Origin of the sequence: Xanthomonas sp. 3075 (genome assembly GCF_014197275.1) — a bacterium.
GTDB classification, from domain to species: domain Bacteria; phylum Pseudomonadota; class Gammaproteobacteria; order Xanthomonadales; family Xanthomonadaceae; genus Xanthomonas; species Xanthomonas campestris_B.
Map to the genome: position 1 here is coordinate 25862 of NZ_JACIFI010000011.1, position 19337 is coordinate 45198.

The following is a 19337-nucleotide window of genomic DNA, read 5'->3' on the forward strand; positions in this document are numbered from 1 at the left end:
AGCTACGCGATGCGCGATCAGACCTGCGCAAGTCAGCTGCGATGTTCGGTGCGACGCGTGCGGAACGCGATGCAATCCCACAAAGGCGCTCGTACCTCAGGCACTTGACCCATCAGGTGCGCGCGTCGGCAGTCGCCCTGACGCGCGGGCAGCGTCGAGTTCGCATTGAGGACAGCACCCGAAGCGGGACCAAGTGCCGGTTGCGTTCGCAAGCGGCAGGTTGCCGTCGCAGGCCTCACTGCAAATCGCGCAGATCCAGCTTGCGCAGCTTGGGCGCCTTCCACGCCGTCGTGGCCACCACGCCCAGGGTCACGCAGCCGCCGATCACCACTGCCGGCACCAGCCCGACCAGGCGCGCCATCACCCCGTCGTAGAACGCGCCCAGCTCGTTGGACGAGCCGATGAAGATGCCGTTGATTGACGACACCCGGCCGCGCATCGCATCGGGCGTGGCCAGCTGCAGGATGGTCTGGCGCACCACCACCGAGACGCCGTCGCACATGCCGTACACCAGCAGGATTGCCGCCGACAGCCAGAAATGCCGCGACAGCCCGAACGCGATCGTGCACAGCCCGAAGCCGGCCACCGACAGCATCAGGATGCGTCCGGCATTGCGCTGCAACGGGTGCCGCGCCAGCCACACCCCGACCACGATCGAGCCCAGCGCAGGCGCGCCGCGCAGGATACCCAGGCCTTCCGGGCCGTAGTGCAGGATGTCGTGGATGAAGGCCGGCAGCATCGACACCGCGCCGCCCAGCAGCACCGAAAACATGTCCAGCGCCATCGCGCCCAGCATGATCTGGTTGGACAGTACGAACTGCGCGCCTTCGGCGATGCTGCGGAAGATCGGTGCGCGCTGGCCTTCGGCAACCGGCTCGCTGACGCGCAACAAGGCCAGCGCCAGGATCGCCACCAACGCCACGCTCGCGGCCACGCCGTAGGCCAGACCCTTGCCGCCCCAGCCGACCAGCACGCCGCCCAGTGCCGGGCCGATCACCATGCCGGCCTGGAAGGTGACGCTGCCGATGCTGGCGCCGCGTGCGAAGGCTTCACGCGGTAACGCACGCGCGAACAGCGCGTTATAGACCGGCGACAGGAACGAGCGCGCCGCACCGGTCAGCGCGATGGCCGCATAGATCGGCCACACGCCCTGCACCGGCAGCCAGCCGTGGGTGATCGCCAACAGCAGCAGCGCGGTAGCGACCAGGCCCAGCACTGCGACCATCCCTAAGCGTCGGCGCGGCAGGTGATCGACCAGGTAGCCGGCGAACGGGGCGATGCAGAAGAACGGCAGGATCTCCGCCAGGCCGATCAGTCCGAGCGAGAGCGGATTGCGGGTGATTTCGTAGATATGCCAGCCGACCGTGACCGCGACGATCTGGTACGACAGCATCGCCGCCACGCGATACAGCAGCACCAGGCCGAAGCCGGGATGGGCGAACAGCGTGCGCAGCGATGCGGAAGGCGAGGGCGTCGGGGTGCTCACTGCTGCGCGCGGGCGGTGTCGCGGATGAAGGCCAGCATCGCGGCCACGCCGTTGCTGCGGGTCGGCGACAGATGCTTGGCCAGCCCGATGCCGGCGATATAGTCCGGCTCGGTGGCCAGGATCTCCTGCGCGCTACGCCCCGAGTACACGCGCAAGGCGAGGTAGATCAGCCCGGAGACGATCGCCGAGTCGCTGACGGCGTGGAAATCCAGCCGCTGCGCATTGCCGTCCGGCACGATCCATACCATCGATTGGCAACCGAGCAGGCGGTGTTCTTCGGTTTTCCACTGTTCGGGGAAGCTGGGCAGCTTGCGGCCCAGGTCGATCAGGTACTGGTAGCGCTCGGACCAGTCGCCGAAGAAGGCAAATTCTTCGGCAATGGCGGCTTGTGCGTCGGCGGCGGTGGGTTCGAGCGGGAAGGGGGTGGTGGTCATCGAAAATCCAGAATCCCAATCATTTGGTGAAAGCCCCCTCCCCTCGGGCGAGGGGGCGGGCTGAGAGTGTGCCGCGAGCGACGTGAGCGCTTGCAGCCTGTGAAGCTGTCGCCATGCAACGGCGCGGAACATCGGTGGCGAGTTGGTAGCGGTTTGCCTTGGCGGACGCGTGGCGACGCGTTTGCCGTGAACGACGATGCATCCCTGCGGTGCGCCTTCATCCGCCCCTTCGGGGCACCTTCTCTCCTTGCAGGGGAGAAGGAAACGATCTCAGGCTCCCCGGCAGGGAAGAAGCGGCGGTCAGGCGCGTTTCCAGCGCACGCCCTGCGGGGTGTCTTCCAGCACGATGCCTGCGTCGGCCAGTTGCGTGCGGATGGCGTCGGCGCGGGCGAAGTCCTTGGCTTTCTTGGCGGCATTGCGCTCTTCGACCAGCGCGGTGATGCGCGCATCGTCGCCGGCATCGGTGCCGCGCGAGAACCAGGCGGCCGGGTCTTGCTGTAGCAGTCCCAGCGCCAGGCCTGCGCCGAGCAGTTTGGCTTTCAGGCCGGACAGCTCGGCAATGCGTGCCGATAGCTCGCCGCCATGCGCGAGCTGGTTGCGCAGCGCGCGTGCTTCGGAGGCGATGCTGGCGATTGCAGAGAGTGCAAGTGGCGTATTGAGGTCATCGTCGAGCGCCGACTCCACATCGTCGGGAATCGCGCCCGGCTGCGCGAGGTCGATCCCTGCCGCGTGTTCGGCAGCGGCCAGGTCGCGCAAGGTGCCATACAACCGGTCCAGCGTGTTCTTGGCCTGCTCGATCAAGGCGTCCGACCAATCCAGCGGCTGACGGTAGTGCGCGCTCAGCAAGGCGTAGCGCAGCGCTTCGGGCGGATGCCTGGCAATCAGGTCGTGCACGGTCTCGATATTGCCCAGCGACTTGCTCATCTTGGCGCCGCTGAAGTTGAGCATGCCGTTGTGCAGCCAGAACCGCGCGAAGGTGGCGCCGCCATGCGCGCACTCGCTCTGCGCGATCTCGTTCTCGTGGTGCGGGAACTGCAGGTCCACGCCGCCGGCATGGATGTCGATGGTCGGACCCAGGTGCGCGGCGGCCATTGCCGAGCATTCGATATGCCAGCCCGGGCGGCCACGTCCCCACGGCGACTCCCAGCCGGGCAGCTCGTCGCTGGACGGCTTCCACAGCACGAAGTCGCCGGGGTCGCGCTTGTACGGGGCCACGTCCACGCGTGCGCCGGCCAGCATTTCGTCGGGGTCGCGGCGCGAGAGCTTGCCGTAGTGCTCGAAGCTGGCCACCGCAAACAGCACATGGCCCTCGGCGGCATAGGCATGCCCGTTGGCGATCAGCTGTTCGATCATTGCCACGATCTGCGGGATATGTGCGGTGGCTGCCGGTTCGATATCCGGCGGAACCACACCGAGCGCGGCCATGTCCTGGCGGTAGATCGCGGCGAAGCGGTCGGTGATGGTCGAAATCGGCACGCCCTGCGCCTGCGCGGCGGCGTTGATCTTGTCGTCCACGTCGGTGATGTTGCGCGCGTAGCGCAGCGCCCCAAAGCGCCGCCGCAGCAGCGCGGCCAGCACATCGAACACGACCGGGCCGCGGGCGTTGCCGATATGCGCGTAGTTGTAGACGGTGGGGCCGCACACATACAGGGTGGGGCTGGACGGATCGAGCGGCGCGAACGGCTCGATCCGCCGCGTCAGGTTGTTGTGCAGGCGCAGGCTCATCGGCATCTGGAAAAGGGTAACCACACGATTCTAGCCCCTCGCGGCTGGATGACGAACCGATCTGTAGATGAGCGCGAGCGGATGGGCTGCGTTCAGCCCAGGTGCTCGCAAGCTCCATACACTTACGTACTGCCTAGCTGCGCCGTTCCGGTACTGATGCGACCTTTCCTGTTCTTCCTGCTGCTGTGTGTGTGCGCCTGGCAGGCATCGTCAGCGCACGCGGCAGAAGCCGATCCCAAGAACCGGGTGGTGGTGATCGAGAACGTGAAACTGGACTACGCACAGGTGCTCAACGTGGAGCCGGTCTACCAGACCTTGCGCGCCACGCGGATCGAAGAGCAGTGCGAGGCCGAGCAGGCGGTACCGGTGGTCGCCACGCCGGTCGATGACGAAGGCCGCATCAACCGGATGGTGGATTCGGTCAAGGAGATGTTCTCGCGGCGTCCCGAGCCGGCGACTGCGCCAGTGGCGGTGCCGCCGACCAGTACACGGCGCAACTGCCGGGTGGTGGAGGTGCCGCGCGAGTTCCGGCGCCCGATCGCCTTCGACGTGGACTACGTCTACAAGGGCACCAAGTACCGCTCGCGGCTGCCGGAAGATCCGGGCAACCGGCTGCGGATCCGGGTGTCGGTGACCCCGTATATTCCCGACGCCATCGTCGCGCCGCCGCGATGAGGCGCATATCGGTTGCGCCGTGCCCGCATGCATGCGAGGATTCGCGCCCTATGCAAGCAAACCCCTTTCAGCACGACACCAGCGCCGCGCGGATGGCCTCCGGCATGACCTCGCGTGCCCGCCGACCGGAATCCCACATTTTCGCTGGGTAACCGGAGCGCGTTGCTGTTCGGTTGTTGAAAACCCAGCCTCCCGGCTGGGTTTTTTCGTTTCGGTGTCACAAAAGTTTCAACCGCAAGAAACGCGCATGTCGCGCACCCCGTCGCTCCTGGCGGACCACGCAGCAGAAGCACGCAGCACAAGGATCGATCGATGTCACTGAAGCACTTCTTGAACACCCAGGACTGGAGCCGCGCCGAACTGGACGCGCTGTTGACCCAGGCCGCGTTGTTCAAACGCAACAAGCTGGGAAGCGAGCTGAAGGGCAAGTCGATCGCGCTGGTGTTCTTCAACCCGTCCATGCGCACCCGCACCAGCTTCGAGCTGGGCGCGTTTCAGCTGGGCGGGCATGCGGTGGTGTTGCAGCCGGGCAAGGACGCCTGGCCGATCGAGTTCAATCTGGGCACGGTGATGGATGGCGATACCGAAGAGCACATCGCCGAAGTGGCGCGCGTGCTGGGCCGCTATGTCGATCTGATCGGCGTGCGCGCGTTCCCGAAGTTCGTCGACTGGTCCAAGGACCGCGAGGACCAGGTGCTCAAGAGCTTCGCCAAGTATTCGCCGGTGCCGGTGATCAACATGGAGACGATCACCCACCCGTGCCAGGAGTTGGCGCACGCGATGGCGTTGCAGGAACACTTCGGCACCCAGGATCTGCGCGGCAAGAAGTACGTGCTGACCTGGACCTATCACCCCAAGCCGTTGAACACCGCGGTGGCCAATTCCGCGCTCACCATCGCCACCCGCATGGGCATGGACGTGACCTTGTTGTGCCCGACGCCGGACTACATCCTGGATCAGCGCTACATGGACTGGGCGGCGCAGAACGTGGCCGAAAGCGGCGGCTCGCTGCAGGTGAGCCACGATATCCGCAGCGCCTACAGCGGCGCCGATGTCGTCTACGCCAAGAGCTGGGGCGCGCTGCCGTTCTTCGGCAACTGGGAACCGGAAAAGCCGATCCGCGACCAGTACCAGCATTTCATCGTCGACGAAGCCAAGATGGCGCTGACCAACAACGGCGTGTTCTCGCACTGCCTGCCGCTGCGTCGCAACGTCAAGGCCACCGATGCGGTGATGGATTCGCCCAACTGCATCGCCATCGACGAGGCGGAAAATCGCCTGCATGTGCAGAAGGCGATCATGGCGGCCCTGGCTTCGCAAGCGGGAATCGGGAATCGGGATTAGAGAATCGCAACAGCTAGAACCTTGGCCCCCACATTTACGTACTAAGGAAACAATGATGAGCACTGCTTCCACCATTCCCGATTCCCAACTCCCGATTCCCGGCACCAAGGACATCGTCCTCGCTTTCTCCGGTGGCCTCGACACCAGCTTCTGCATTCCGTATCTGCAGGAGCGCGGCTACGCCGTGCACACGGTGTTTGCCGACACCGGTGGTGTTGACGCCGAAGAGCGCGACTTCATCGAGAAGCGCGCCGCCGAATTGGGCGCGGCCAGCCATGTCACCGTCGATGGCGGTCCGGCGATCTGGGAAGGCTTCGTCAAGCCGTTCGTGTGGGCCGGCGAGGGCTATCAGGGCCAGTATCCGTTGCTGGTGTCGGACCGTTATCTGATCGTCGATGCCGCGCTCAAGCGCGCCGAGGAACTGGGCACGCGCATCATCGCGCATGGCTGCACCGGCATGGGCAACGATCAGGTGCGTTTCGACCTGGCGGTCAAGGCGTTGGGCGACTACCAGATCGTTGCGCCGATCCGCGAAATCCAGAAAGAACACACCCAGACCCGCGCCTACGAGCAGAAGTATCTGGAAGCGCGCGGCTTCGGCGTGCGTGCCAAGCAGCAGGCCTACACCATCAACGAAAACCTGCTGGGCCTGACCATGTCCGGCGGCGAGATCGACCGGTGGGAGGCACCGGGCGAGGGTGCGCGTGGCTGGTGCGCGCCGCGCAGCGCCTGGCCGACCGAAGCGTTGACGGTGACCTTGAAGTTCGTCGAAGGCGAAGCGGTGGAGCTGGATGGCAAGCCGCTGCCGGGCGCGAAGATCCTGGCCAAGCTCAATACCTTGTTCGCGCAATACGGCGTGGGCCGCGGCGTCTATACCGGCGACACCGTGATCGGGCTGAAGGGCCGCATCGTGTTCGAAGCGCCGGGCCTGATCTCGCTGCTCACCGCGCACCGTGCGCTGGAAGATGCGGTGCTGACCAAGCAGCAGAACCGCTTCAAGCCGGACGTAGCGCGCAAGTGGGTGGAGCTGGTGTACGAAGGCTTCTATCACGACCCGCTCAAGACCGACATCGAGGCGTTCCTGAAGTCCTCGCAGTCCAAGGTCAACGGCGAAGTGACGCTGGAAACCCGTGGCGGCCGCGTCGATGCGGTGGCCGTGCGTTCTCCGCACCTGCTCAACACCAAGGGCGCGACTTACGCGCAGTCGGCCGACTGGGGCGTGGAAGAGGCCGAGGGCTTCATCAAGCTGTTCGGGATGAGCTCGACGCTCTACGCGCAGGTCAACCGCTGAGGCGGGCGTCCCGCAGGCAGCCCGCATGTTCCTTCTCCCGCATGCGGGAGAAGGTGGCGCATAGCGCCGGATGAGGGTGACCTGCTGCGTGCCCCCATCCGCCCTGTCGGGCACCTTCCCCCGCAGGCGGGGCAAGGGCTAGATGCGCGTTAGAACGACCAACCATATGCTGCCCGACGCAATCAAGACGCGATCCATGACCACACTGCTCGACAACACACTGACGCATCTACAGGAGCTGGTGTCCTTCGACACCCGCAATCCGCCGCGTGCGATCGCTGCCGAAGGCGGCATCTTCGATTATCTGCGTGCGCAGCTGCCGGGGTTCCAGGTCGAGGTGATCGATCACGGTGCCGGGGCGGTGAGCTTGTACGCGGTACGCGGCACGCCCAAGTATCTGTTCAACGTGCATCTGGACACGGTGCCGGATTCGCCGCAGTGGAGCGCCGATCCGCACCTGATGCGGCGCACCGACGATCGCGTGATCGGTCTGGGCGTGTGCGATATCAAGGGCGCGGCAGCGGCCTTGGTGGCAGCGGCCAATGCCGGGCAGGGCGATGCGGCGTTTCTGTTTTCCTCCGACGAAGAAGCCAACGACCCACGCTGCATCGCCGCGTTCCTGGCGCGTGGATTGCCGTACGACGCTGTGCTGGTTGCCGAGCCGACGATGAGCGAGGCCGTGCTGGCGCATCGCGGCATCAGCTCGGTGCTGATGCGCTTTGCCGGGCGTGCCGGGCATGCATCGGGCAAGCAGGATCCTTCCGCAAGCGCGTTGCACCAGGCGATGCGCTGGGGCGGCAAGGCGCTGGATCATGTCGAATCGCTGGCGCATGCGCGCTTCGGCGGCCTGACCGGATTGCGCTTCAACATCGGTCGCGTCGACGGTGGCATCAAGGCCAACATGATCGCGCCGGCGGCGGAACTGCGCTTTGGTTTCCGGCCGTTGCCGTCGATGGACGTGGATGGATTGCTGGCAACCTTCGCCGGGTTTGCCGATCCACACGCAGCGCATTTCGAAGAAACCTTCCGTGGGCCGAGCCTGCCGTCCGGAGACATCGCGCGTGCCGAAGAACGCCGCCTGGCCGCACGCGACGTGGCCGATGCGCTGGACCTGCCGATCGGCAATGCGGTGGATTTCTGGACCGAGGCCTCGTTGTTTTCGGCCGGTGGCTATACCGCGCTGGTCTATGGCCCTGGCGACATCGCGCAAGCGCATACCGCCGACGAGTTCGTGACGCTGGCGCAATTGCAGCGTTACGCCGCGTCGGTCCATCGCATCATCAACGGCTCCCTCTAAAAAAGCGTTCCGCGCCTGGCGCGGCCATTCCTCTTTTCGATCACGGCAATGTCCCTCTCCGCACAGCCCCACAAACAGACCCGCCAGACCATCGTGCGCCTGCTTTCGAGCATGGCCAGCGCCAAGGAAATCAGCCAGTACCTCAAGCGTTTCTCGCAGCTCGATGCCAAGCGCTTTGCGGTGGTCAAGGTGGGCGGCGCGGTGCTGCGCGACGACCTGGACGCGCTGACCTCGTCGCTGTCGTTCCTGCAGGAAGTGGGGTTGACTCCGATTGTGCTGCATGGCGCCGGCCCGCAGCTGGACGCAGAGTTGGCTGCGGCGGGCATCGAAAAGCGCACCGTCAACGGGCTGCGGGTGACCTCGCCGGAAGCGCTGGCGATCGTGCGCAAGGTGTTCCAGGCCTCCAACCTCAAGCTGGTCGAAGCGCTGCAGCAGAACGGTGCGCGTGCGACCTCGATCACCGGCGGCGTGTTCGAAGCAGAGTATCTGGACCGCGACACCTATGGCCTGGTCGGTGAGGTCAAGGCGGTGAATCTGGCGCCGATCGAAGCCAGCCTGCAGGCCGGCTCGATCCCGGTGATCACCAGCCTGGGCGAGACGCCGAGCGGACAGATCCTCAACGTCAACGCGGATTTTGCCGCCAACGAGCTGGTGCAGGAGCTGCAGCCGTACAAGATCATTTTCCTCACCGGCACCGGCGGGCTGCTGGACGCCGATGGCAAGCTGATCGACTCGATCAACCTGTCCACCGAGTTCGACCATTTGATGCAGCAGCCGTGGATCAACGGCGGCATGCGGGTCAAGATCGAGCAGATCAAGGATTTGCTCGATCGCCTGCCGCTGGAATCATCGGTGTCGATCACCCGGCCGGCGGATCTGGCCAAGGAACTGTTCACGCACAAGGGGTCGGGCACGCTGGTGCGGCGCGGCGAGCGCGTATTGCGTGCGACCTCGTGGGACGAACTGGATCTGCCACGGCTCAAGACCCTGATCGAATCCAGCTTCGGCCGCACCCTGGTGCCTGAGTACTTCGCCACTACCACGTTGCTGCGCGCTTACGTCAGCGAGAACTATCGTGCTGCGGTGATTCTCACCGACGAAGGCCAGTTCGGTGCAGGCAGGCTGACCTATCTGGACAAGTTCGCCGTGCTCGACGATGCGCAGGGCGAAGGCCTGGGGCGTGCAGTGTGGAACGTGATGCGCGAAGAGACGCAGCAGCTGTTCTGGCGCTCGCGTCACAACAACCAGGTCAACATCTTCTACTACGCCGAATCCGACGGCTGCATCAAGCAGGAAAAGTGGAAAGTGTTCTGGTACGGGCTGGAAAATTTCGAGCAGATCCAGCACTGCGTGGCGCATTGCGCCACGCGTCAGCCGACGCTGCTGGGCTGAGCACGATGACGCCCATCGCCTTGCCATCGCACTGGCGCGAGCCGCCGACGTTGCGCGGACAGCACGCGACGCTAGAGCCGCTGCAGGCCGCGCATGCCGATGGTCTGCGTGCTGCGCTGGGCGACGGCGCGTTGTCGCGGCTGTGGTACACCGGTGTGCCACAGCCTGCGCAGGTCGACGAGTATGTGGCCGCTGCGCTGACCGCGCAGGCCGATGGAGCGATGTTGCCGTTCGTGGTGCGCGATACGACAGGTGCGATCGTCGGTTGCACGCGCTATTACGGACTGGATGCGACAGTGCCCAAGCTGTCGATCGGCTACACCTGGTACGCGCCGCGCGTGCAGCGCAGCGGCGTCAATACCGATACCAAGCGGATGCTGTTGCAGCACGCCTTCGAAACCCTGGGCTGTTTGAGCGTGGTGTTCGAGACCAGCTGGTTCAACCACACCTCGCGTGCGGCGATTGCGCGGCTCGGTGCAAAACAGGACGGCGTGCTGCGCAATCACACCCGCCACCCTGACGGCACGCCGCGCGATACCGTGGTGTTCTCCATCATCGATACGGAATGGGCCGGGGTCAAACGCCACCTGCAGTTCCGCCTGGAAGCAAACGCATGACTGTTCAAACAACGACCATCGGCATCGTCGGTGCGCGCGGGCATACCGGATCGGAATTGATCAAGCTGGTGATGGCACATCCGCATCTGCAGCTGAGTTTCGTGTCTTCGCGCGAACTGGCTGGCCAAGCGGTTGCCAACCACAACGCTGCCTATCGGGGCGAGTTGTGCTACGAGAGCCTGGATGCCGATGCAGTGGCGGCCAAGGCCGCCGACGTGGTGATCCTGGCGTTGCCCAACGGCAAGGCCGAACCCTTCGTCGCTGCGATCGATGCGGCCAGGCCGCAGACGGTGTTGATCGATCTGTCGGCCGATTACCGCTTCGATCCGGCCTGGTATTACGGGCTGCCGGAACTGACCCGCGGCAGCTACGCCGGGCAGAAGCGCATCAGCAACCCGGGGTGCTACGCCACCGCGATGCAGCTGACGATCGCGCCGCTGCTCGATCAGCTGGCCGGCCCGCCGCAGTGCTTTGGCGTGTCCGGTTATTCTGGCGCCGGCACCACGCCCTCGGACAAGAACAACCCCGAGCTGCTCGCCGATAACCTGATGCCGTATGCGCTGACCAACCACATGCACGAGCGCGAAGTGTCTGCGCAGCTCGGCGTGCCGGTGGAATTCATGCCGCATGTGGCGCCGCATTTTCGCGGCATCACCATGACCGTCAACCTGTGGCTGCAGCAACCGCTCACGCGCGAGCAGATCCAGGCGCGTTACGCGCAGCGCTACGCCGACGAGGCGCTGATCGAGCTTGTCGACGAGGCGCCGTGGGTGAGCCGCATTGCCGGCAAACACGGCGTGCAGATCGGCGGCGTGACCCTGGCGCCGGGCAACAAGCGCGTGGTGGTGGTGGCGACGCTGGATAATCTGCTCAAGGGCGCGGCGACGCAGGCGATGCAGAATCTCAATCGGGCGTTTGGCTGGGACGAATTGACTGCAGTTGCGCGTTGATCGGCTGGCTTGCGTCGCTGCGCTGCGTGCAGCGCGCACGCTGCGCGTCGCGCAAACGTGCTAATGCTTGCTGGGTGCGCCTGGCGCGTACATGCGATTGCTTGACTCCGCCTGCGCTGCATGCGGATTTTTTTGAAGGATCTGCACGATGACCAATCTGTTGTGGCAAAAACCCGGCGTGGCGGTGGACGCCAAGATCCAGTCTTTCCTGGCTGGCGACGACGTGATCCTGGATCGCGAGTTCTTCCTGCACGACATCGCGGCCAGCAAGGCGCATGCGCAGGGCTTGCAGCACATCGGCATCCTGTCGTTGCAGGAACTGGGCGGGCTGAGCGAACAACTGGATCTGCTGGCAGAGGACTTCCGCAGCGGCGCGTTCGTGCTGGACGAGCGCTACGAGGATTGCCATTCGGCGATCGAAGCACGCCTGACCGAACGGTTGGGCGATGCCGGCCGCAAGATCCATACCGGGCGCAGCCGCAACGACCAGATCCTGGTCGCCACGCGCCTGTGGTTGAAGGACAAGCTGCAGCGCGTGGCCGCGCTCAGTACGGAGATCGCCAAGGTGGCGTTGGACCGCGCGCACGCAGAAGCCGAGCTGCCGGTGCCGGGCTATACGCATATCCAACGCGCGGTGGTGTCCTCGGCTGGCATGTGGTGGGCGGGCTGGGCAGAGGCGTTCATCGACAATGCGGTGCGTGCCAACGACACCTTCCGGTTGGTCGATAGCAATCCGCTGGGAACCGCCGCCGGCTATGGCGTCAACCTGCCGCTGGACCGTGCGCACACCACTGCTGAACTGGGCTTCGCACGGTTACAGGTCTCGCCGATCTACGCGCAACTCTCGCGCGGAAAATTCGAACTGGCCGCGCTCGAAGCGCTGGGCAGCGCCACCCTGGACCTGCGCCGTATCGCCTGGGATCTGTCGTTGTTCACCAGTGGCGAGTTCGCCTTTGTCGCGTTGCCGGCGCAATACACCACCGGCAGTTCGATCATGCCCAACAAGCGCAACCCCGACGTGATCGAACTGATGCGCGCCACCCACGCCAGCGTGGCGGCAGCGCGTACCGAGATCGAACAGCTGCTGTCGCTGCCGTCCGGTTACCACCGCGATCTGCAGAGCAGCAAGGGCGCGATCGTGCACGGTTTCGGGCGTGGATTGGCGGCGCTCGAATTGCTGCCGGCCTTGCTTGCCAATCTGGAATGGCGCCCGGACAAGTTGCGTGCGGCGATCGATTCGGGCATGTACGCCACCGATGTGGCGGTGGAAGCGGCCGTGGCCGGTGTGCCGTTCCGCGAGGCCTACCAGGCTGCAGCGGAATCGGCCGACACCGCCGGTCAGGGACGCACGCCCGAAGGCAGTCTCGCCGCACGCGTGTCGCCGGGCGCCGCTGCGGATCTGCAGCTGGATGTCCTGCATGCCCGCTGGGAGGCCCTGCGCTGATGGCCGTGATCAGTACCGACACCGCAGAACACTATCCCTGGGGCGAGTCCTGCGAAGGCTGGCACCTGTTGCGCGATCCAACCCTGAGCGTACTCGAAGAACACATGCCGCCAGGCGTTGCCGAACTGCGCCATCGGCATAGCCGCGCACGCCATTTCTTCTACGTGCTGGCCGGGGAAGTGATGCTGCAGGTCGATGGCACCCAGCATGTGTTGCGTGTGGGGCAGGGCCTGCACGTGCCACCGGGTTCGACCCACCAAATGCACAATCTGTCGGAGGGCGAAGCGCGCTTTCTGGTGATCTCTGCACCGCATGGCCGCGAACGCACGCCAGCGGCCGCACGCGCAAAGGACGTAGGCTGATGAAGACGCGCTACCTGGTCGTGGCGATCCGCAATGCCGAGTTTCCCGCCGATGTGGTGGAGCCGCATCTGGCGTTCCTGGAGGAACTGCGAGCTGCTGGGCAACTCGAGCTGACCGGTGGTTTCAGCGATCGCTCGGGTGGGGCGTATGTGCTGGTCAACGTCAGTAGCCTGGACCAGGCCAAACAGATCGTCGCGCGCGACCCTCTGGTCCTGCGCGATGCGTCCACGCTGAGCGTCTACGAATGGAACACGTTCTGAGTACCTCGCCGCCATGAGCACGCCCACCGGCACGGCATCGCCCTTCACCGAACAGCCGCTGCCGCCGTGGCGGCGTGCGGTGCTCAAGGTCGGCAGCAGCCTGCTTGCCGCCGATGGCGGTGGCTTGTCGCCGCGCTTTGCACTGGGGCTGGCGCAGTTCGTCTCGGCCAATCTGGCGGTCGGGCGCGAGTTGGTGATCGTGTCGTCCGGTGCGGTGGCGGCGGGTCGCGCGATCCTGCCCAAGGCCGCCGCTGTGGGCGCTCCGATTGCCGCGCGGCAGGCGCTGGCGGCGCTGGGGCAGGCGCAGTTGATCGCGCTGTGGCAGCGCTTTTTCGAGCGACCGGTCGCGCAGGTATTGCTCACCCACGACGACCTGCGTAACCGTCGCCGTTATCTCAATGCGCGCGCCACCCTGGGCGAGTTGTTGCGGCTGGGCGCGTTGCCGGTCATCAACGAGAACGACACCGTGTCGGTGGACGAGCTCAAGCTGGGCGACAACGACAATCTCGCTGCGATCGTGGCGGCACTGGTCGATGCCGATGCGTTGTTCATCGCCACCGATATCGATGGACTGTACAGCGCCGATCCGCGCAGCAATCCGATGGCGCGTGCGCTCGACGCGGTGCCCGACCTCACCGCAGAGGTGTTGGCGATGGCCGGTGGCAGCGGCAGCGGCGTGGGTACCGGCGGCATGCGCACCAAGCTGGAGGCGGCGGCCAAGGCCGGCGCGGCCGGCATCGAAACCTATCTGTTCAACGGCCGCAGTGGCGAGGTGGTCCGCGCACTGGCGCAGGATCGCCTGCGCGGTACGCGCATCCACGCCGCGCGCACGCGGGTTGCCGCCCGCAAGTACTGGCTGCGTCACGCGCCGGTGGAGCCTGGCGCGATCCTGGTCGATGGTGGCGCTGCGGCGGCGCTCACCGACAAGGGCGCCTCGCTATTGCCCGGCGGCGTGGCCTGCGCGGAAGGCGATTTCCGTCGTGGCGACATGGTGGAAATCCGCCTGCGCGATGGCGATGGCGAGCGTTGCCTGGCACGCGGCGTCAGCCAGTATTCGGCCGTCGATATCCGCCGCATCGCCGGTCGCCACTCGCGCGAGATCGAGCATGTGCTCGGCTACAGTTATGGCGAGAATGTGGTGCATCGCGATGATTTGGTGCTGTTGTAGCGGGGATTGGGAATGGAGAATCGGGAATGGAGAATCGCAAGGGCGTTTTCCGCTGATTTTCCCGCTGCCGATTCCGTCGCAGTAAAGTGATGGCGCGCGCTTTTACCATTCCCGATTCCCCACTCCCGATTCCCCCAATGACCATCAAAACTCTCGCCCTGCAATGCCGCGATGCCGCGCAAGTGCTGTCGCAACTGTCCTCGTCCGCCAAGCAGGCGTTGCTCGATGCCATGGCCGCTGCGTTGGAGCAGGATGCCGCGTTGATCCTCGCCGCAAATGCGCGGGATCTTGCGGCGGCGCGCGAGAAGGGGGTGGGCAGTGCGATGCTCGATCGGCTGGCGCTCGATCCGCAGCGTCTGGCCGGCATTGCGGCCGCGTTGCGCGAGGTTGCGCAGTTGCCCGATCCGGTCGGGCAGATCACGCGCGAGGACATTCGTCCCAATGGCATCGTCGTGCAGAAGGTGCGCGTGCCGCTGGGCGTGATCGCAATGATTTACGAAGCGCGGCCCAACGTGACCGCCGATGCGGCAGCGCTGTGCATCAAGGCCGGCAACGGGGTGATTCTGCGCGGCGGTTCGGAGGCGATCCATTCCAATACCGCCATTGCGCGTGCGCTGCAGCGCGCCTTGCGCGCGGCGGGGGTGCCGGAGGCGGCGTTGACGCTGGTGGAGGATCTGCGCCGCGACACCATGCTGGAACTGCTGCAGCTCAGCGACATTATCGACCTGGCCATTCCGCGTGGTGGCGAAGGCCTGATCCGTTTTGTCGCCGAGCACGCGCGCGTGCCGGTGATCAAGCATTACAAGGGGGTGTGCCACCTGTTCGTGGATGCGTCGGCCGATGTGGATCTGGCCGTGCGCCTGCTGATCGACGGCAAGGCGACGCGGCCGTCTGCCTGCAATGCGCTGGAGACCTTGCTGGTGCATGCGGACATCGCCGCGCAGTTTCTTCCGCTTGCTGCGCAGGCCTTGCGCGCGCGCAACGTGGAACTGCGTGGCGATGCGGCAACGCGCGCCGTGCTGCCGGATATCGCCCTTGCCAGCGACGACGATTACGCTGCCGAATTCCTCGATCTGATCCTGGCGATCGGCGTGGTGCCGGACCTGGACACGGCGCTGACGCATATCCGCCAGTACGGCTCGGACCACACCGAAGTGATCGCCACGCAGGACGACGCCAATGCGGAGCGCTTCGTACAGGCGCTGCGCTCGGCGGTGGTGATGATCAACGCGTCGTCGCGGTTTTCCGATGGCGGCGAGCTGGGCCTGGGTGCCGAGATCGGCATCTCGACCACGCGGCTGCATTCCTACGGCCCGATGGGGCTGGAAGCGCTCACGGTGGAGCGTTTTGTGGTGCGTGGCGAAGGTCAGGTACGGCACTGAAGCCGGCGCTGCCGTGCCATTGAAGCGGATATCGCGCAGGCGCTCAGTCGCTGTAACCGTGCGATCGAATGTTGCAAGGCATCTGCAGTTCCTGCGGAAGCGTGAGGGTTCCAGGTCTGCCAACTGACGTTTGCTTGGCTTCGGGCTGGCTTACGCTGACCAAGCGAAGACCGGCTTGCAACGTGCAGGCAGCATGGCGTGGTCATTTCGCGACATCGCAAGCGCCGATGCCTCTCAGCCAATCCGCACCGCAGCGCGACCTACCCGGTACCTTCGACACTCCCGCAGGCGGGGCGCCTGTGCCTACCCTGCTGCGGTTGTCCATCCTGCCCCCCGTCGTTGCCGGAGATTCCATGCGCCGTTTTGCCGCCTGCCTGCTCGCCACCGCCATTGCCGCCGCTACCGGTAGCGCAATTGCGCAAACCTCGCCGATGACGCCGGATATCACCGGCAAGCCGTTCGTGGCGGCCGACGCCGCCAACGACTACATCAAGCGCGAGGTGATGATCCCGATGCGCGACGGGGTCAAGCTGCATACGGTGATCGTGCTGCCCAAGGGCGCGCGCAACGCGCCGATGGTGCTCACGCGCACGCCGTACAACGCCAGCGGGCGCACCGAGCGCATGGCCTCGCCGCATATGAAGGATCTGCTCGCGCAGGGCGACGATGTGTTCGTGGAGGGCGGCTATATCCGGGTGATCCAGGACGTGCGCGGCAAGTACGGCTCGGAAGGCGATTACGTGATGACCCGGCCGTTGCGCGGTACGCTCAATCCCAGCGAGGTCGACCATGCCACCGATGCCTGGGACACCATCGACTGGCTGGTGAAAAACGTGAAGGAGTCCAACGGCAAGGTCGGCATGATCGGCTCGTCCTACGAGGGCTTCACCGTGGTGATGGCGCTGACCAATCCGCATCCGGCGCTCAAGGTCGCGGTGCCGGAAAGTCCGATGATCGATGGCTGGATGGGCGACGACTGGTTCAATTACGGCGCGTTCCGTCAGGTCAATTTCGATTACTTCACCGGTCAGCTCACCCAGCGCGGCAAGGGCACCGGCATCGCGCGCCAGGGGCATGACGACTACAGCAATTTCCTGCGCGCCGGCTCGGCAGGCGACTTTGCCAAGGCCGCGGGTCTGGAGCAATTGCCGTGGTGGCACAAGCTCACCGAACACGCCGCCTACGATGCGTTCTGGCAGGACCAGGCGCTGGACACCGTCATGGCGCGCACGCCGATGAAAGTGCCCACCATGTGGCTGCAGGGCCTGTGGGACCAGGAAGACATGTGGGGTGCGATCCATAGCTACGCGGCGATGGAACCGCGCGACAAGAGCAACACGCTCAACTATCTGGTGATGGGACCGTGGCGGCATAGTCAGGTGAACTACGACGGCAGCGCGTTGGGCGCATTGACGTTCGACGGCGATACCGCGCGCCAGTTCCGTCACGACGTGCTGCGTCCGTTCTTCGATCAATACCTGGTCGATGGCGCGCCCAAGGCGAGCACGCCGCCGGTGTTCATCTACAACACCGGCGAGAATCACTGGGACCGTCTGCAGGCGTGGCCGCGCAGCTGCGCCAAGGGCTGCGCATCGACCAGCAAGCCGCTATATCTGCAGGCCGGCGGCAAGCTGTCGTTCCAGCGGCCGGCGGTGGGGCAGCCGGGTTTCGAGGAATACGTGGCCGATCCGGCCAAGCCGGTGCCGTTCGTGCCGCGCCCGGTGGATTTTGCCGATCGCAGCATGTGGACCACCTGGCTGGTGCAGGACCAGCGCTTCGTCGATGGCCGCCCGGACGTGCTGACCTTCGTCACCGAGCCGCTGACCGAACCGTTGCAGATCGCCGGCGCACCGCAAGTGCATCTGCAGGCGTCCACCAGCGGCAGCGACAGCGACTGGGTGGTGAAGCTGATCGACGTCTATCCGGACGAGATGGCGTCCAATCCCAAGCTGGGCGGCTACGAGCTGCCGGTGTCGCTGGCGATCTTCCGCGGCCGTTATCGCGAAAGTTTCAGCGCGCCCAAGCCGCTGGCATCCAATCAACCGCTGGCGTTCCAGTTCGGCTTGCCGACCGCCAACCACACCTTCCAGCCCGGCCACCGGGTGATGGTGCAGGTGCAGTCCAGCCTGTTCCCGCTGTACGACCGCAATCCGCAGACCTACGTGGACAACATCTTCTTCGCCAAGCCGGGGGATTATCAAAAGGCCACCCAGCGGGTCTACGTGAGCCCGGAGCAGCCCAGCTACATCAGTCTGCCGGTCCGTTGACCGCGCGGGCGCCGCGTGCCGGCGGCGCCCACACGTCTTCCAGCAACTGCGGGCGGCAGGCCACCCAGGCGCTTGCCAGCTTCACCAGCAGGCAGATCAGCAAAAAGCCGAACGGCGCGGTCCAGCCGCCATTGTGCGCATGCAGCCAGCCGAACAGGAACGGCCCCAGACAGCTCACCGCGTAGCCAACACCCTGCGAAAACCCGGACAGCGCCGCCGAGCCGGCGGCCGTGCGGCAACGCTGGTTGACCAGCACCAGCGCCAGCGGAAACGTGCTCGGCCCCAGGCCGAGCAGCGTCACCCACAGCACCGGCGCGGCCAGCGGTGCCCACCACAGGCCGGCGAATGCGGCCACATCGCAGGCCGCGCATAGCAGCACGATCGGAAACGGGTTGCGCATGCGCACTGCCAGTGCCGGCATCGTCAACGCGCCGACCATGCCCAGTGCCGCGAACAGCGCCACCATGGTCCCGCCGAACGCAGGCGATGCGCCGGCTTCGCGCAGCAGCGTCGGCAACCAGGTGAACATCGAATAGGTGATCAGCGAGGTCATGCCGAAGGTCAGCGCCATGCTCCAGCCCAAGGCGGTACGCGCCACGCGGCCTTCGGCCTCCGGGGTGGGCGTGACCGGCGCCGGCCCGGTGGCGCGCAGACGGCGATGGTTGGCCTGCACCAGCGCCCACGCCGCCAACGCCAGCAACGCCGGCAGGACCCACACCACCATCGAGCTGCGCCAGCCGAGCGCATCGGCCACCGGTACCGCCAGCAACGCCGGCAACAAGGTGCCGACCTGCAGCACGGTGATGTACAGCGTGCTGACACCGCCCACGCGGTCGCCGAAGTAGCGTTTGACCAAGGGCGGCAACACCACATTGCCCATGCCCATGCCGGCCAGCGCGACCAACGATCCGACCAGCAGCCCGGCAGTGCCCGGCAGCAGCGGACGCAAGAGCAAGCCGAGCGTTGCCAGGGCCATGGACACCAGCGCGGTGCGCGGCAGGCCGAAACGGCGCAGCAGCGCAGGCGTGGCAACCCCGGTGAGTGCGAACGCAGCGGTCGGCAACATGCCGAGCGCGCCCATGGTGGGCGCGCCGAATGCGTACTCGTCGGCGATGCGTTCCAGCAGCGGCGTCAGCGACGTCACTGCAGTGCGTAGATTGAACGCGGACAACAGGATCGCAGCCAGCACCAACCCGCGACCACGCAGGCGGGCGGACGAGGATGCAGCGGCAGTGACAACAGA

At 65.7% G+C, this 19337-nt stretch carries 17 protein-coding genes; 13 read left to right on the forward strand and 4 right to left on the reverse strand.

The window, feature by feature from the left end; translation table 11 throughout:
* Window positions 1–235 precede the first annotated feature (235 nt).
* The 3 genes from GGR62_RS11775 to cysS form a co-directional block, all read right to left on the reverse strand.
* On the reverse strand, window positions 236–1486 hold the full coding sequence (locus GGR62_RS11775) for an MFS transporter (protein WP_184408086.1): 1251 nt from the start codon (window positions 1484–1486) through the stop codon (window positions 236–238).
* A complete protein-coding gene (locus tag GGR62_RS11780; RefSeq protein WP_184408087.1) occupies window positions 1483–1920 on the reverse strand; it encodes a SufE family protein in 438 nt (145 codons plus the stop codon). Before GGR62_RS11780 ends, GGR62_RS11775 begins: the two co-directional genes overlap by 4 nt.
* A gap of 300 nt (window positions 1921–2220) precedes the next feature.
* A complete protein-coding gene (cysS, locus tag GGR62_RS11785; protein ID WP_184408088.1) occupies window positions 2221–3645 on the reverse strand; it encodes a cysteine--tRNA ligase in 1425 nt (474 codons plus the stop codon).
* A 177-nt stretch (window positions 3646–3822) separates the two neighbouring features.
* Here cysS and GGR62_RS11790 point away from each other — a divergent pair, with 177 nt between their 5' ends.
* The 13 genes from GGR62_RS11790 (at window position 3823) to GGR62_RS11850 (ending at window position 18094) form a co-directional block, all read left to right on the forward strand.
* On the forward strand, window positions 3823–4320 hold the full coding sequence (locus GGR62_RS11790) for a hypothetical protein (RefSeq protein ID WP_184408205.1): 498 nt from the start codon (window positions 3823–3825) through the stop codon (window positions 4318–4320).
* A gap of 312 nt (window positions 4321–4632) precedes the next feature.
* Window positions 4633–5664, forward strand: a complete 1032-nt coding sequence (locus GGR62_RS11795; protein ID WP_184408089.1) for an N-acetylornithine carbamoyltransferase — start codon at window positions 4633–4635, stop codon at window positions 5662–5664.
* A gap of 55 nt (window positions 5665–5719) precedes the next feature.
* Window positions 5720–6955, forward strand: coding sequence for an argininosuccinate synthase (locus GGR62_RS11800; protein ID WP_184408090.1), 1236 nt, complete (start codon window positions 5720–5722; stop codon window positions 6953–6955).
* A gap of 196 nt (window positions 6956–7151) precedes the next feature.
* On the forward strand, window positions 7152–8252 hold the full coding sequence (locus GGR62_RS11805) for an acetylornithine deacetylase (protein ID WP_184408091.1): 1101 nt from the start codon (window positions 7152–7154) through the stop codon (window positions 8250–8252).
* A gap of 48 nt (window positions 8253–8300) precedes the next feature.
* The gene (locus tag GGR62_RS11810) at window positions 8301–9644 is read left to right on the forward strand and encodes an acetylglutamate kinase (protein WP_184408092.1); all 1344 of its coding nucleotides are present in this window, start codon (window positions 8301–8303) and stop codon (window positions 9642–9644) included.
* A 5-nt stretch (window positions 9645–9649) separates the two neighbouring features.
* Entirely contained in the window at window positions 9650–10261 is a 612-nt protein-coding gene (locus tag GGR62_RS11815; protein WP_184408093.1) for a GNAT family N-acetyltransferase, read from the forward strand.
* On the forward strand, window positions 10258–11211 hold the full coding sequence (gene argC, locus GGR62_RS11820; protein ID WP_184408094.1) for an N-acetyl-gamma-glutamyl-phosphate reductase: 954 nt from the start codon (window positions 10258–10260) through the stop codon (window positions 11209–11211). The genes GGR62_RS11815 and argC overlap by 4 nt, the downstream gene beginning before the upstream one ends.
* Window positions 11212–11359: 148 nt before the next feature.
* Window positions 11360–12655, forward strand: coding sequence for an argininosuccinate lyase (locus GGR62_RS11825; protein ID WP_184408095.1), 1296 nt, complete (start codon window positions 11360–11362; stop codon window positions 12653–12655).
* Window positions 12655–13017 (forward strand): cupin domain-containing protein, encoded by a 363-nt coding sequence (locus GGR62_RS11830; protein WP_184408096.1) that lies wholly within the window; start codon window positions 12655–12657, stop codon window positions 13015–13017. The genes GGR62_RS11825 and GGR62_RS11830 overlap by 1 nt, the downstream gene beginning before the upstream one ends.
* Window positions 13017–13277, forward strand: a complete 261-nt coding sequence (locus GGR62_RS11835) for a YciI family protein (RefSeq protein WP_184408097.1) — start codon at window positions 13017–13019, stop codon at window positions 13275–13277. Before GGR62_RS11830 ends, GGR62_RS11835 begins: the two co-directional genes overlap by 1 nt.
* Window positions 13278–13290: 13 nt before the next feature.
* A complete protein-coding gene (gene proB / locus GGR62_RS11840) occupies window positions 13291–14445 on the forward strand; it encodes a glutamate 5-kinase (protein WP_184408098.1) in 1155 nt (384 codons plus the stop codon).
* Window positions 14446–14582: 137 nt separating this feature from the next.
* Window positions 14583–15827, forward strand: a complete 1245-nt coding sequence (locus tag GGR62_RS11845) for a glutamate-5-semialdehyde dehydrogenase (RefSeq protein ID WP_184408099.1) — start codon at window positions 14583–14585, stop codon at window positions 15825–15827.
* Window positions 15828–16180: 353 nt separating this feature from the next.
* The gene (locus tag GGR62_RS11850; protein ID WP_184408100.1) at window positions 16181–18094 is read left to right on the forward strand and encodes a CocE/NonD family hydrolase; all 1914 of its coding nucleotides are present in this window, start codon (window positions 16181–16183) and stop codon (window positions 18092–18094) included.
* Here the strand turns inward: GGR62_RS11850 and GGR62_RS11855 are convergent.
* Entirely contained in the window at window positions 18075–19301 is a 1227-nt protein-coding gene (locus GGR62_RS11855) for an MFS transporter (RefSeq protein ID WP_184408206.1), read from the reverse strand. The two genes, GGR62_RS11850 and GGR62_RS11855, sit on opposite strands and share 20 nt — an antisense overlap.
* Window positions 19302–19337 lie beyond the last annotated feature (36 nt).

Excerpts from the sequence above, each read along its gene's own strand:
- GGR62_RS11825 (WP_184408095.1), top strand. The coding sequence starts at position 11,360 with ATGACCAATCTGTTGTGGCAAAAACCCGGCGTGGCGGTGGACGCCAAG.
- proB (WP_184408098.1), top strand. The coding sequence starts at position 13,291 with ATGAGCACGCCCACCGGCACGGCATCGCCCTTCACCGAACAGCCGCTG.
- GGR62_RS11850 (WP_184408100.1), top strand. The coding sequence starts at position 16,181 with ATGCGCCGTTTTGCCGCCTGCCTGCTCGCCACCGCCATTGCCGCCGCT.
- cysS (WP_184408088.1), bottom strand. The coding sequence starts at position 3,645 with ATGAGCCTGCGCCTGCACAACAACCTGACGCGGCGGATCGAGCCGTTC.
- GGR62_RS11805 (WP_184408091.1), top strand. The coding sequence starts at position 7,152 with ATGACCACACTGCTCGACAACACACTGACGCATCTACAGGAGCTGGTG.
- GGR62_RS11815 (WP_184408093.1), top strand. The coding sequence starts at position 9,650 with ATGACGCCCATCGCCTTGCCATCGCACTGGCGCGAGCCGCCGACGTTG.
- argC (WP_184408094.1), top strand. The coding sequence starts at position 10,258 with ATGACTGTTCAAACAACGACCATCGGCATCGTCGGTGCGCGCGGGCAT.
- GGR62_RS11780 (WP_184408087.1), bottom strand. The coding sequence starts at position 1,920 with ATGACCACCACCCCCTTCCCGCTCGAACCCACCGCCGCCGACGCACAA.
- GGR62_RS11835 (WP_184408097.1), top strand. The coding sequence starts at position 13,017 with ATGAAGACGCGCTACCTGGTCGTGGCGATCCGCAATGCCGAGTTTCCC.
- GGR62_RS11795 (WP_184408089.1), top strand. The coding sequence starts at position 4,633 with ATGTCACTGAAGCACTTCTTGAACACCCAGGACTGGAGCCGCGCCGAA.
- GGR62_RS11830 (WP_184408096.1), top strand. The coding sequence starts at position 12,655 with ATGGCCGTGATCAGTACCGACACCGCAGAACACTATCCCTGGGGCGAG.
- GGR62_RS11800 (WP_184408090.1), top strand. The coding sequence starts at position 5,720 with ATGAGCACTGCTTCCACCATTCCCGATTCCCAACTCCCGATTCCCGGC.
- GGR62_RS11810 (WP_184408092.1), top strand. The coding sequence starts at position 8,301 with ATGTCCCTCTCCGCACAGCCCCACAAACAGACCCGCCAGACCATCGTG.
- GGR62_RS11845 (WP_184408099.1), top strand. The coding sequence starts at position 14,583 with ATGACCATCAAAACTCTCGCCCTGCAATGCCGCGATGCCGCGCAAGTG.